Origin of the sequence: Streptomyces flaveolus (genome assembly GCF_044765825.1) — a bacterium.
Lineage (GTDB): Bacteria > Actinomycetota > Actinomycetes > Streptomycetales > Streptomycetaceae > Streptomyces > Streptomyces flaveolus.
The window spans coordinates 170688-182527 of record NZ_JBIWKU010000012.1; the positions used below are offsets into that span (position 1 = coordinate 170688).

The following is an 11840-nucleotide window of genomic DNA, read 5'->3' on the forward strand; positions in this document are numbered from 1 at the left end:
ATGACAGATGGAGGTGCGGCGCCGGGGCGCCGACCTCGGTACGGGGAGACACCGCTCGTCAGCGGTGCCGGTAACGCTCCTCCACGGCGACGGCCGCCGCCGCGACGGCGCCCAGCACGGCGACCGCGAGCGGCGCGCTGAACCAGGCGGAACAGACCACCAGGGCCAGCCCGCCGACGATCAGGAAGGAGCCGGCCGGGTCGAGTACGGTGCGGCGGCCGGCCTCGGCGAGCAGGGACCGCCAGGAGGCGCCGGGCCGCCAGGCCGCCGCCGCTCGCAGCCCGGCCACGGCGGCGCCGATCAGGGCGAGCACTCCGACGGCACCCACGAACGGGCCGCCCGGCAGACCGTTCCGTACGGCCTGCACGTCCACCCACACCGCGGCCAGGGCGGCCCATCCGGCGAGCCCGACGAGCCACCCCCGGCGCAGGGCGGCCCGGAAGTCGGCCGCGAACTCGCGCAGACCGCCCTGCTCGTGGGCGAGCCGGCGCCCGAGGTGCCGCGCGCCGGCCGCGAACGCGGCGGGGTAGGTGACCAGCGGCAGCGAGGCCACCGCGATCCACACCCCGGTCAGCAGGCACTCGGCGAACAGCGCGAACCGCTCGGCGAGCCGTGACTCCCCGCGTTCCGCACGGGCCTTCGCGCGCAGCTCGGTCATGATCGGATCACCTCAGCCCTTCAGACCGGACGTCGCCATGCCGTCGATCAGGTAGCGCTGGAAGGCCAGGAAGAAGGCGAGGACGGGCAGCAGGGCGACGAGCGACATGGCGATCATGCCGCCGTAGTTGGCCAGCCCTTCCTGGTCCACGAACATCTTCAGGCCGAGGGAGACGGTGTACTTGCCGGGCTCGTTGAGGTAGATCAGCGGGCCCATGAAGTCGTTCCAGGAGTTGATGAAGGTGAAGATCGCGCTGGTGATCAGCGCCGGGCGGCACAGCGGGAGGACGATCGACCAGTAGATGCGGAAGTGCCCGCAGCCGTCGAGCCGGGCCGCCTCGTCCAGTTCCCGGGGCAGGTTGCGCATGAACTGCACCATCAGGAAGACGAAGAACGCCTCCGTGGCGAGGTACTTGCCCAGCAGCAGCGGGGTGTACGTGTTGATCATGCCCATGTTGCGGAACAGCACGTACTGCGGGATCAGCAGCACGTGGTACGGCAGCAGCAGCGTGCCGATCATCAGCGTGAAGAGCACATTGCGGCCCGCGAACCTGATCTTCGCGAAGGCGTACGCCGTGAGCGAGCAGGACACCAGGATCCCGACCACCGAGCCGACCGCGAGGAAGAGGGAGTTGAAGAAGAACGTGGAGATCGAGATGTCCGCGATGCCGTCGGCGAGGCTCGTGTAGTTGGAGACGACCGGGTCGCCCGGGAAGAGGTCCAGGCTGCCGACGATGTCCTCGCTCTTCTTGAACGAGCCGCCGATGACCCAGATCACCGGGTAGAGGATCACCGCGAGGATCGCCAGCGACCCGATGTGCCAGGCGAGCGAGCCCGGCAGTCTGCGCCGCAGCGCTCCTGTCGTGGACCGGGCCGGCGTGACGTCGGTGGCCTGCGCGCTCATCGGCCGCCCTCCTCGTAGTGCACCCAGCGCTTCTGGGACCAGAACAGCACCGCTGTCACCAGGGCGACCGCGACGAGCAGCATCCACGCCATGGCGGAGGCCAGGCCCATGCGGCTGTTCTCGAACCCCTGGACGTACAGGTAGCAGGTGTAGACCATCGAGCCGTCGGCCGGACCGCAGGCGTTGCCTCCGGCGCCGCCGCCGACGATGTACGCCGAGCTGAAGATCTGGAACGAGTGGATCGTCTCCAGCAGGACGTTGAAGAAGAGCACCGGGGAGATCATCGGCAGGGTGATGTTCCAGAACTGCCGCAGCCTGCCCGCCCCGTCCACGTCGGCCGCCTCGTACAGCTCGCGCGGCACCTGCTTGAGGCCGGCCAGGAAGATGACCATGGGGGCGCCGAACTGCCAGACGGTGAGCGCCACCAGGCTGTAGATGATCAGGTCCGGGTCACCGGTCCAGCCGCCGACGTCGATCCCGAAGAACTGCTGGGTACGGTCGACGGCCGCGTCGTCCGAGAAGATCGCCTTCCACACGATGGCGATGGACACGCTCGCGCCGATCAGCGACGGGGCGTAGAAGGCGGCCCGGTAGAAGGCCTGTCCGCGCCGCTTCTGCGCCAGCAGCAGCGCGACGCCGAGGGCGGCGATCAGCTTGATCGGCGTGCCGACGACGACGTACCAGAGCGTGACCTGCACCGAGTGGCGCCAGCGGGGGTCGCCGAACATCTCGGAGAAGTTGTCCAGGCCGATCCACCGGGGCGCGTCGAACAGGTCGTAGTCGGTGAACGCGAAGTAGAGGGAGGCCACCATCGGTCCCGCTGTCAGCAGCAGGAAACCGGCGATCCAGGGGGACATGAAGAGGTAGCCGGCCAGGTTGTCCCGGCGCCGCCGCCGCTTCAGGGCGGCGGGGCGCGGGGTCTTCACCGGACCGTGCCGAGGCTCGGAGTCCCGGGTCAGGTCCTCCAGCGCGGGGGCGTGTGTCACGGCGGTTCCCATCAGCCGGCGAGAGCCGTCTTCGACTCGTTGAAGAACTGCTCGACCGCGTCGTCCACGGACCGCTTGCCCAGCGCCATCTCCTCGGCGATGCGCAGGAACGCGGCCTCGCAGACGTCGGCACCGGCGGGGTGCGGGGTGATGGGCTCCAGGACGCCCGCCTTCACGAGGGACTCCTCATAGGCCGCGATCGCCTTGTTGACCGGGTCGGTCGGCCGGTACGCGTCGTACTGGGCCTGGGTCGCGGGGACACCGCGGTCGTAGCCCATGATCTTGGCGACCTCGGGGTCGTGGACCATGAAGCCGATGAACTGGGCGACCTCCTTCGGGTGCTGGGTGCGCTTGGAGGCGCTGAGCATCAGGGAGCCGAGGTACTGACCGGTCTTCTTGCCGTCCGTGGTGGGGATGGGCGCGAGACCGTACTCGCTCTTGCCCTCCGAGGTGTAGCGGACGGTGAAGTTGTCCCAGGTGAATTCGCTGCCGGCCAGTTCGGCGGAGAGCGCCGACTTGGGCTTGACCTGGACGACCTTCTTGGCGTCGGCGAACAGACCGGACTTCACGCCCTTCTCCGCCTTGGACCACCACTGGGTCAGGTCCGCCTCGGTGAAGCCGAGTCCGTCCTCGGTGAAGAAGGCCTTGCCGTTCTGGCGCAGGTACAGGTCGTAGAGGTACATGACGCCGTACATGCCGCTGTCCCCGGCCCGGCCGGTCCTGTCGCGGATCTTCGTCATCGCGTCGTCGAAGTCGTCCCAGGTCCAGCCCTGCTCGGGCTCGACGCCGGCCCGGGTGTAGACGGGCTTGTCGATGACCAGGGCCATCGAGTTCGACCCGACGGGCACACCGAGGAGCTTGCCGTCGACCTCGCCGAACTTCTCCAGACCGGCCCGGAAACCGTCCATGGAGAGGTTGCCGGCCTCGACCTGCTCACTCAGGTCGAGCAGGACATTCTTCGCGTCGTATTTGCGCAGAAATCCGATGGCATTCTGGAAGACGTCCGGTGGATTTCCGCCGGAGGCCTGGGTGTTGAACTTCTTCCAGAAGTCGGTGTACTGCTGGAAGTCGGTCTTGACCTTGATCTTCGGGTACTTCTTCTCGAAGAGCGCGATGCTCTTGTTGATGCGCTCGGCCCGGTCCTCGGCACCCCACCAGGAATAACGGATCGTCACCGTTCCGTCTCCCGCGCCACTGCCGCCGCCGCACGCGGTGGCCGTGGCACCCAGTCCCACGACGGCCAGCGAGGCCCCCGCCGCCTTGAGGATCGTCCGCCTCTCCGCATTCCCGTTCTGCTGCATATGAGCCTCCCCGCGCTGGTGCGTCGCTCCATGAATCGTTTCAAGTAAGCGCTTGCTGGCACAAGTTACGGAGGGCCCGGGGGCACGTCAATGATTCGGACAGGAATCGCCGGCGCGCGGGAACGGGCGACGACGGTGACAGCCGCGGCCCTCCGGGCCGACACGGAGGGAAATCCGCAGGTCGACGCAGCGTGACCGACCGATCGAACACCGAGGGCCCCGGCAGGGACCGCGCCGCGGAAGGTCACGGTTGGATGAAGGCGGGCCGAAGCGGAACGGCCGGGACGGCCGTCCGCGTGCGCGCGGGACGGCCGCAGGCCGGGCACGCGCACGACAAAGCGGCCCGGCTCACGATCGGTGAGCCGGGCCGCCTGATGATCCGGTGGGCGATACTGGGTTCGAACCAGTGACCTCTTCGGTGTGAACGAAGCGCTCTCCCACTGAGCTAATCGCCCGGACGCAGGAAGAACATTACCCCATGTCAGGGGGTGCCCGTGACCAGCGGGGGCCGGTCGGCCGCACCCCCGCCGCGGATCACTGGTCCTTGATCTTCCAGGGCATCTGCAGTCCGAACTTCCACAGGTAGATGCCGGCCAGCACGCCGATGATCACCACGCCGATCGAGGTCAGGATGATGTTCCGGCGCCGCACCCTGGGATCGAGCGCACGCTGTGCCGCCTCGGTGACCTTGCGCTTGGTCCAGCGCAGCACCAGCTGGGCCCACACGAACTCGGTCGCCCAGATCGCCATGCCGCCGAAGATCACGACCCAGCCGGGCCCGGGCAGCGGCAGCATGATGATGCCGGCCACGACCACCGCGAGCCCCACGATGAAGACGCCGACCTGCCAGCTGACGTGCAGGGCACGGCGCGCCTTGATGAATTCCGGTGCCCGCGACCCGAGCTCACGCTGCTCCGGCGCACCGTCCGTCCCCGATCGGTCCTGCGCCACGGCAGCCTCGCCGGGTTTGTTACTCCCCGTGTTCATACGGCCAAACACTACCGGAGCGAAACCTGTCACCGGAATGGGCGCACGCCGCGAACGATCTTTCGGCCGGAAGAGTTACGTAAACACACGCAAAACACTCAGAGGGGTTTACAACGGCACCGTAGGTGGCATGTCGATTTCGCCGACGTGCGAATCCCCGAGCGCACACTGAGCGAAAGGCCCTGGCGCTTATGAACACCACGGTCAGCTGCGAGCTGCACCTGCGCCTCGTTGTGTCGAGCGAGTCCTCCCTGCCTGTCCCCGCAGGCCTGCGGTACGACACGGCCGACCCCTACGCCGTGCACGCCACCTTCCACACCGGAGCCGAGGAAACCGTCGAGTGGGTGTTCGCCCGCGACCTCCTCGCCGAAGGCCTCCATCGCCCCACCGGCACGGGCGACGTCCGAGTCTGGCCGTCGCGCAGTCACGGTCAGGGCGTCGTGTGCATCGCCCTGAGCTCCCCGGAGGGCGAGGCACTGCTCGAGGCCCCGGCACGTGCTCTGGAGTCCTTCCTGAAGCGCACAGACGCCGCCGTGCCCCCCGGCACGGAACACCGGCACTTCGATCTCGACCAGGAGCTCTCGCACATCCTGGCGGAAAGCTAGGGCGAGGCCCCGTGAAGCAGCCCGTCGCCGTCGACTCGGGGTGACGGCACGGGCCCGGACAACCGCATACGGCACACAGCGGCGTCGCCACCGCGGATCCCCGCGTGGCGGCGCCGGTGCGCGTGCGTGTCCCTGCGGCGCCCGTCGCCGCAGGGGGCCCTGCGGCGAGGGCGGGGAGAGCAGTAGCGGGCCCGTGTGCCCGAGCCGGGACAGAAGGGGCCCCTTTGGCTGCGGGGCCGACGTGCGCGGCAGCCGGGGACGCGGAGACAGCCGTAGCGCGGGCCGTATGCCCGAGCGGGGGCGGAAGGGTCCCTGGGCCGCGAAACGTGCGTGACAGAGGCGCGGGATCGTGCGCGGCCGTCGAGGGCGGGGGCAGGGCGTGGGGCCGCGCCTGGCAGCGGAGGGCCGAGACGGGACGGGGCTCGGGAACCAAGGGCGGGTCGGCGGCGTTGTATCGGCAACCGCGGGCCGGGGCCGTGGGCGGAGCCGGTCCGGCCACCGCGGAAGCCACTACCATCGGCCAGCATCGGCGGGCGCCCGCGCCCGACCCCCAGGCCAGGGAGCAGAACGTGCTGATCACCCACGACACCCGGTGCGCGCTCGACACCGTGGTGGATCTGGTGAACACCGTGCCGGAGGACGAATCGGCACCGGACGGGCTGCCGGACGTCGCGGCCCTCGAGGATTTCGTGGGAACGCACGAGATCAGCGACGTGGGCGTCCTCTCGGAGCTGGACCTCGCGGCGGTGCGCAAGATCCGCGGACGGTTCGCGGCGGTCTTCGCCGCCCCGGAGCCCCGTGCCGCCGCCGGGCTGATCAACGAACTGGTCGCCGCCGCCGGGACCACCCCCCGGCTCACCGACCACGACGGCTACGACTGGCACATCCACTACTTCGCGCCCGGCGCCTCGGTCGCCGATCACCTGGCCGCCGACTGCGGCATGGCCCTGGCGTTCTTCGTGGTCGCCGGGGAGCAGGAGCGACTGCGCCGCTGCGAGGCGCCCGACTGCCGGCGCGCCTTCGTCGATCTCTCCCGCAACCGCTCGCGGCGGTACTGCGACAGCCGCACGTGCGGGAACCGGCTGCACGTGGCCGCGTACCGGGCGCGGCGCAAGGAGGCCACGGGCTGACCACGGGCCGACACGGCCCCGGCGGGTGACGCCGGGGACCGCGGGTACGGCTCACAGCAACAGCAGGTCGTGCAACGCAGCCATGAGGATCAGACACCCGATCACCGCGAGGAAGATCATGAGCGGTGGCTGGGAAAGGGCGAAGAGGCAGCCGCGCGGTTCGTCCTGCGGTGGCGCGGTTTCGCTCTGTCTCGTGTCCAGCTGTGTGTCCAGCTGAGTCGGGTCCGGCATCTCGCGGCGATGATGACGCAGCGCACCCGCCCGGCGCGATCAACACGCCCGTAAGGACCAGGTGGTCGTTGAATTCCGCAAGGTCCGGTCCACGTTGTGATCATTCCGGAGCGCCCGCTGACGGGCCCGGACCGCTGTGTCGTTTCAGATGCCGTGCTTCTTCAGGATGGCCTCGATGTCGCTGAAGTCCTCGTCGCCGCGGGGCGCGCTCGCGGGCCGGGGCGAGGCGGGGGTGGCGGAGCCGCCCAGGGTGGGCTTGGAGGCCGACGGGGCGACCGCCTCGCGCTGTGCGGCGGCACGGGCCTCCTTGCGTTCCTTGCGGGTGCCGCCGCGGCGGCGCTCCACGGCGCGCGTGGTCATGAACAGCAGCCAGGCCACGCCCAGCACGGCGAAGCCGGCCCAGGCCGTCGGGCTGAAGGCCGTGTCGGCCAGCCACTCCACGACACCCGTCATCACCAGGCCGACCGGAATCAGTGAGTACGCGGCGATACGGACGGCCGCGAGGAATCGCCTGCGGTACGCGGTGACCGCCGCGATGCCCAGGCCGGCCGCGGACACCGCGGAGCAGACGGTCTCGGCAATCATCCGGTCCTCCAGGCTGGACTCGGTCGGGCAGGAGTATTTCGTCCCTTCCATCCTGCACCGCCGGGGCCCGCACGGGCCACGCTCCGGCCCGACTTCAGGGAGATCTAGGGGTCGGCTCCTCCCCAGGTGCCGGTGACGGCGTACACCGGCGGCGCCCCGGGTCCGGTTGGGCCGCCCTCGCGGAGGCTGGAAGACTGGGGGCATGAGCGACTCCCACCCCGCGCCTGCCGCCGTTCCCGTTCTCGACGTCTGGTGCGAGCTGCAGTGCCCGGACTGCCACACCGCCCTGGACGACGTCCGCGCCCTGCGCGCCCGCTACGGCGACCGTCTCGAGGTGCGGCTGCGGCACTTCCCGCTGGAGAAGCACAAGCACGCCTTCGCCGCCGCCCAGGCCGCCGAGGAGGCCATGGAGCAGGGCGGGGGCTGGCCGTACGTGGAGGCCGTACTGGGCCGGGTCGCTGAGCTGGACCGCAAGGGAGAAGCCCTCCTGGTCGAGGTGGCCCGGGAACTGGGACTGGACGCGGACGAGTTCGACACAGCCCTCGTCGACGGCCGGCACATCCTGATCGTCGACGCCGACCAGGCCGAGGGCAAGGCGATCGGCGTGACCGGCACCCCCACGTACGTGATCGACGGCGAGCGCCTCGACGGCGGCAAGAGCCAGGAGGGGCTGCGCGAACGCATCGAGGAGATCGTGGACCGGCTCCTGGCCGGCCAGGAGGCCTGAACCGCCCCCCGTCACCGCCGCTACAGCAACGGCTTGTAGTAGTTGTACCGAGTGGTCTCGTAGCCGAGCGACTCGTAGAGCCGCTCGGCCGGGGTGTTGCCCACGAAGACGTTCAGGCCGACGAGGCGCCGGCCGGCGGCGAGGGCCTGGGTCTCCGCGAGGAGCATCAGCGTGCGGCCGTGACCCTGCCCGCGGTGGGCCGCGTCGGCCTCGACGTCGAAGACATAGGCCCGGTCCTCGCGCAGCGCCAGCCACAGGATGCCGACCCGGTCGCCGTTGTGCTGGAGCACGCTGAACAGCATGTTCTCGGTGTCCAGACCCTGTGGCAGCAGTGTCCGGTGGTCGTTGCGGGCCTTGGCGCGGGCCTCGGCCTCCGGGACGCCCTGCTCCATCCAGGTGCGGGCGTACTGCTCGGACTGGTAGGTCTGCCAGGCGCCGAACTCGGCGGGCGACATGGGGCGCGGGCTGCTGCCCGCGGGGAGGGCGGGCGGAGTGCCGCCGAGTGATTTCACCATGCCGCGGGTGCGCAGGACGTAGCCGAGCCCCCCGGCGAGGTGCGGGCCCGCCTCGCCGTCGCCGGCGACGCTCACCTGGATCTGCCGGCAGCCCCAGCTCCGTGCCACCTCCTCCGCGGCGAGGGCGGCGACCGTGCCCCTTCCGCGCCGGCGGTCGGGTTCGTCGATGCTCAGCCGGTGGATCACCGCCACCGAGTCGCCGAAGGCCGGGGAGGTGCCGAGGTGTACCGCGCCGACGGGACGGCTGTTCACGCACACCTGGTAGCGGCGTGAACGGCTCCCGTCGGCTGCGCGCTGGAGCGGCTCGGTCGGCCGCAGGGTCGTGGTCATCAGGGATGTTCTACCCTCCGCGCGGCCCGCGGAGCAGCCGAATATCCCGCCTCACGGGTCGAGGTCGTCCCCGGAGCGCTCCTCGAAGATCCGCATGGCCTTGGCGGTCACCGGGCCTGGGGCGCCCGGCAGTTCGCGGTCGTCGATCCGGTGCACGGCCTGCACGTCCCGCAGGGTGGAGGTCAGGAACACCTCGTCGGCGCGCTCCAGGACGTCCAGCGGGAGATCGGTCTCGCGGGCGCCGGTCCACTCGACGGCCAGGGCCCGGGTGATCCCGGCGAGGCAGCCCGAGGCGACCGGCGGGGTGTGGATCTCGCCGTCGAGGACGACGAAGACGTTCGACCCGGTGCCCTCGCACAGCTGCCCGACCGTGTTGCCGAACAGGGCCTCGGTGGCGCCTCGTTCGCGGGCGCGGGCCAGGGCGACGACGTTCTCGGCGTAGGAGGTGGTCTTCAGGCCGGTGAGCGCGCCGCGCTCGTTGCGGGTCCAGGGCACCGTGATCACGGCCGTGGAGTCGGGACGGCGGCCGGTCTCGCCGAGGGCGACCACCAGGGTCGTGCCGTGCTCCCCGCGGTCGGAGCCCAGCGGACCGTGGCCGCCGGTGTAGGTGATCCGCAGCCGGCCGAGCGGCATGGGATTGGCCTCGAGGACGGCGGCGCAGGCGCGGCGGACCAGGTCGAGGTCGGGGTCGGGCAGGCCCAGCCCGCGGGCCGAGCGGGCCAGCCGGTCGAGGTGCCGGGTCAGCGCGAACGGCCTGCCGTCCACCGCCTTGACCGTCTCGAAGATGCCGTCGCCCACGGTCAGCCCGTGGTCGAACACGGAGACACGGGCGGACTCGATGTCCTGCAGTCCGCCGTCGAGCCAGATCTTCACGTCTGTTGCGCCTCTCCACTTCCGTCCGCCTCGTACGCACCCGACGCTACCGCGAGCAGGCGGGACGCCTTCAGTTCGGTCTCCCGCCACTCCCCCTCGGGGTCGGAACCCCAGGTGATGCCGGCGCCCGTGCCGAAGCGCAGCAGCCCCGCGGCCCGGTCGATCCAGAAGGTGCGGATGCCGACGGCCAGCTCGCCGGTGCCCCGGTCGGCGTCGACCCAGCCGATGCCGCCGCAGTAGGGGCCCCGGGGCGTGGTCTCCAGCTCCTCGATGATCCGCAGGGCGCTCGACTTGGGGGCGCCGGTGACGGAACCGGGCGGGAAGGCGGCGCCGAGCAGTTCCGGCCAGCCGGCGCCGTCGCGCAGTTCGCCGCGCACGGTGGACACGAGATGGACCAGCCCCGGGTGCTTCTCGACGGCGCACAGGTCGGGCACCGTCACGCTGCCCGTGGCGCAGACCCGCCCGATGTCGTTGCGGACCAGGTCCACGATCATCACGTTCTCGGCGTAGTCCTTGTCCAGCAGGTCGGCCTCGGTCCGTCCGGTGCCCTTGATCGGCCCGGACTCGACGGTCCCGCCGTCCCGGCGCAGGAACAGCTCGGGCGAGGCGGTGGCGATCTCGACCCCGTGGCCGGGCAGCCGGATCGTTCCCGCGTACGGCGCGGGGTTGCCGCGGGCCAGCAGCGCGGTGAGGGCGTCCACGTCGGCGTGGGGGGCGACGGGCGCCGACAGCACCCGGCAGAGGTTGGCCTGGTAGACCTCGCCGGTGGCTATGTACGCGCGGATGCGGCGCACGGCGGCGGTGTACGCGTCGCGGTCGAGGGACGACGTCCAGTCACCGACGGCCGGCCCCCGCCACCGGCCCGGCACCGGCGCGGGGACGGCGCGCATCCGTACGTCGGCGAAGCGTGCGCAGGTCAGACGGCCCTCGAAGTCCGCGCACACGGCCCAGAAGCCACGGGATTCGAGGGCGGCGGGATCGCTCGTGACGTCGAGGAGACCCGTGGCGAGACGGTCGCCGAAACGGGCGAGGGGAGGGAGGTGGAGCACGTGGCCGAGTCTAGGCGGCGTGTCGTCGAGGTGACCCGAACGTGTCCTTCCGGGGGCCCTGACCAGGTCCGTGCGCCGGGGCACCGCAGCACGCTGCACAAACGCGTTTTTGTGCTGGCTCCGGAATCCGCTAGAGTTCAACACGTCGCCGGGACGCGCAAGCGGACCGAACCGACAGGCGGACGTAGCTCAGTTGGTAGAGCGCAACCTTGCCAAGGTTGAGGTCGCGAGTTCGAGCCTCGTCGTCCGCTCGCAGGAACAGGAGGCCTCCCGGGTCTCCTACACTCCTGGTGGAGTGGCCGAGAGGCGAGGCAACGGCCTGCAAAGCCGTCTACACGGGTTCAAATCCCGTCTCCACCTCCAAGGACGATTAGCTCAGCGGGAGAGCGCTTCCCTGACACGGAAGAGGTCACTGGTTCAATCCCAGTATCGTCCACTGGACCTTCGGGTCCCCCGCGCGATTAGCTCAGCGGGAGAGCGCTTCCCTGACACGGAAGAGGTCACTGGTTCAATCCCAGTATCGCGCACGCAGTGTCTCCCAGGACGATTAGCTCAGCGGGAGAGCGCTTCCCTGACACGGAAGAGGTCACTGGTTCAATCCCAGTATCGTCCACATCGCCGAAGCCCCGGCCGTCTCGTACGGCCGGGGCTTCGTCGTGTCCGCGCTCAGCTGGAGAACAGCATGCGGCCGAAGCTCTTCTGGCGGTGGTGACCGTAGTGGCCGTGGCCGGCCTGCGGGGCGCCCCAGGCGGGAGCCGGTGCGGCCGGGTAGGCCTGCGGGGCGGCGGGCGGGGCCGGCGGCGCGGGCTGGGACCACTGCGCCTCCAGGCGGGTCAGCGACTCCAGCTCCCCGTAGTCGAGGAAGATCCCGCGGCAGCCGCTGCACTGCTCGATCTGAACGCCGTTGCGGTTGTAGGTGTGCATCGGTGCGTGACACTTGGGGCACTGCATGCTCGGCTC

The 11840-nt window shown here is 70.5% G+C and carries 14 protein-coding genes and 6 tRNA genes; 8 read left to right on the top strand and 12 right to left on the bottom strand.

The window, feature by feature from the left end; all coding sequences use genetic code 11:
• Positions 1-58: 58 nt before the first annotated feature.
• The 6 genes from ACIRG6_RS30715 to ACIRG6_RS30740 form a co-directional block, all read right to left on the bottom strand.
• Positions 59-658: a hypothetical protein gene (locus ACIRG6_RS30715; RefSeq protein WP_364676719.1), complete on the bottom strand. Its 600-nt coding sequence runs from the start codon at positions 656-658 to the stop codon at positions 59-61.
• Positions 659-670: 12 nt separating this feature from the next.
• Positions 671-1561 (bottom strand): carbohydrate ABC transporter permease, encoded by an 891-nt coding sequence (locus tag ACIRG6_RS30720; RefSeq protein ID WP_239770057.1) that lies wholly within the window; start codon positions 1559-1561, stop codon positions 671-673.
• On the bottom strand, positions 1558-2559 hold the full coding sequence (locus ACIRG6_RS30725) for a carbohydrate ABC transporter permease (protein ID WP_318217782.1): 1002 nt from the start codon (positions 2557-2559) through the stop codon (positions 1558-1560). Before ACIRG6_RS30725 ends, ACIRG6_RS30720 begins: the two co-directional genes overlap by 4 nt.
• A complete protein-coding gene (locus tag ACIRG6_RS30730; RefSeq protein WP_403325091.1) occupies positions 2559-3848 on the bottom strand; it encodes an ABC transporter substrate-binding protein in 1290 nt (429 codons plus the stop codon). The genes ACIRG6_RS30725 and ACIRG6_RS30730 overlap by 1 nt, the downstream gene beginning before the upstream one ends.
• 383 nt (positions 3849-4231) lie before the next feature.
• A tRNA-Val gene (locus ACIRG6_RS30735) sits at positions 4232-4303 on the bottom strand.
• 79 nt (positions 4304-4382) lie between these two features.
• Positions 4383-4835, bottom strand: coding sequence for a TIGR02611 family protein (locus ACIRG6_RS30740; protein WP_364676725.1), 453 nt, complete (start codon positions 4833-4835; stop codon positions 4383-4385).
• 191 nt (positions 4836-5026) lie between these two features.
• Here ACIRG6_RS30740 and ACIRG6_RS30745 point away from each other — a divergent pair, with 191 nt between their 5' ends.
• Together ACIRG6_RS30745 and ACIRG6_RS30750 are read left to right on the top strand one after the other, a co-directional pair.
• Positions 5027-5440, top strand: coding sequence for an SsgA family sporulation/cell division regulator (locus ACIRG6_RS30745; protein WP_004002642.1), 414 nt, complete (start codon positions 5027-5029; stop codon positions 5438-5440).
• Between the two features lie 569 nt (positions 5441-6009).
• Positions 6010-6570 (top strand): CGNR zinc finger domain-containing protein, encoded by a 561-nt coding sequence (locus ACIRG6_RS30750; RefSeq protein WP_364676727.1) that lies wholly within the window; start codon positions 6010-6012, stop codon positions 6568-6570.
• Between the two features lie 51 nt (positions 6571-6621).
• Here the strand turns inward: ACIRG6_RS30750 and ACIRG6_RS30755 are convergent, their stop codons facing one another.
• Complete coding sequence (locus ACIRG6_RS30755) at positions 6622-6801, bottom strand: hypothetical protein (RefSeq protein WP_161168424.1); 180 nt, start codon at positions 6799-6801, stop codon at positions 6622-6624.
• Between the two features lie 144 nt (positions 6802-6945).
• Positions 6946-7386, bottom strand: coding sequence for a hypothetical protein (locus ACIRG6_RS30760; protein ID WP_239770047.1), 441 nt, complete (start codon positions 7384-7386; stop codon positions 6946-6948).
• 202 nt (positions 7387-7588) lie between these two features.
• On the opposite strand from ACIRG6_RS30760, the gene ACIRG6_RS30765 reads away from it, so the two are divergent.
• A complete protein-coding gene (locus ACIRG6_RS30765; RefSeq protein WP_364676729.1) occupies positions 7589-8113 on the top strand; it encodes a DsbA family protein in 525 nt (174 codons plus the stop codon).
• A 20-nt stretch (positions 8114-8133) separates the two neighbouring features.
• On the opposite strand, the gene ACIRG6_RS30770 is transcribed toward ACIRG6_RS30765, so the two are convergent.
• The 3 genes from ACIRG6_RS30770 to ACIRG6_RS30780 are packed head-to-tail and all read right to left on the bottom strand — an operon-like array spanning position 8134 to position 10880.
• The gene (locus ACIRG6_RS30770) at positions 8134-8958 is read right to left on the bottom strand and encodes a GNAT family N-acetyltransferase (RefSeq protein WP_403325092.1); all 825 of its coding nucleotides are present in this window, start codon (positions 8956-8958) and stop codon (positions 8134-8136) included.
• A 51-nt stretch (positions 8959-9009) separates the two neighbouring features.
• A complete protein-coding gene (locus ACIRG6_RS30775) occupies positions 9010-9831 on the bottom strand; it encodes an aminotransferase class IV (RefSeq protein ID WP_239770042.1) in 822 nt (273 codons plus the stop codon).
• Positions 9828-10880, bottom strand: coding sequence for a chorismate-binding protein (locus ACIRG6_RS30780; protein WP_403325093.1), 1053 nt, complete (start codon positions 10878-10880; stop codon positions 9828-9830). The genes ACIRG6_RS30775 and ACIRG6_RS30780 overlap by 4 nt, the downstream gene beginning before the upstream one ends.
• A 178-nt stretch (positions 10881-11058) precedes the next feature.
• Here ACIRG6_RS30780 and ACIRG6_RS30785 point away from each other — a divergent pair.
• The 5 genes from ACIRG6_RS30785 to ACIRG6_RS30805 all read left to right on the top strand — a co-directional run bounded on the left by ACIRG6_RS30785 (position 11059) and on the right by ACIRG6_RS30805 (position 11493).
• Positions 11059-11131, top strand: a tRNA-Gly gene (locus ACIRG6_RS30785).
• A gap of 38 nt (positions 11132-11169) precedes the next feature.
• Positions 11170-11243, top strand: a tRNA-Cys gene (locus ACIRG6_RS30790).
• Between the two features lies 1 nt (position 11244).
• A tRNA-Val gene (locus tag ACIRG6_RS30795) sits at positions 11245-11316 on the top strand.
• 19 nt (positions 11317-11335) lie between these two features.
• Positions 11336-11407, top strand: a tRNA-Val gene (locus ACIRG6_RS30800).
• A 14-nt stretch (positions 11408-11421) separates the two neighbouring features.
• Positions 11422-11493: transfer RNA gene (locus ACIRG6_RS30805), tRNA-Val, on the top strand.
• Positions 11494-11546: 53 nt separating this feature from the next.
• Here ACIRG6_RS30805 and ACIRG6_RS30810 read toward each other — a convergent pair.
• Positions 11547-11831 carry a TFIIB-type zinc ribbon-containing protein gene (locus ACIRG6_RS30810; RefSeq protein ID WP_189230588.1) on the bottom strand — a complete coding sequence of 95 codons (285 nt, stop codon included), beginning with the start codon at positions 11829-11831 and terminating at the stop codon, positions 11547-11549.
• Positions 11832-11840 lie beyond the last annotated feature (9 nt).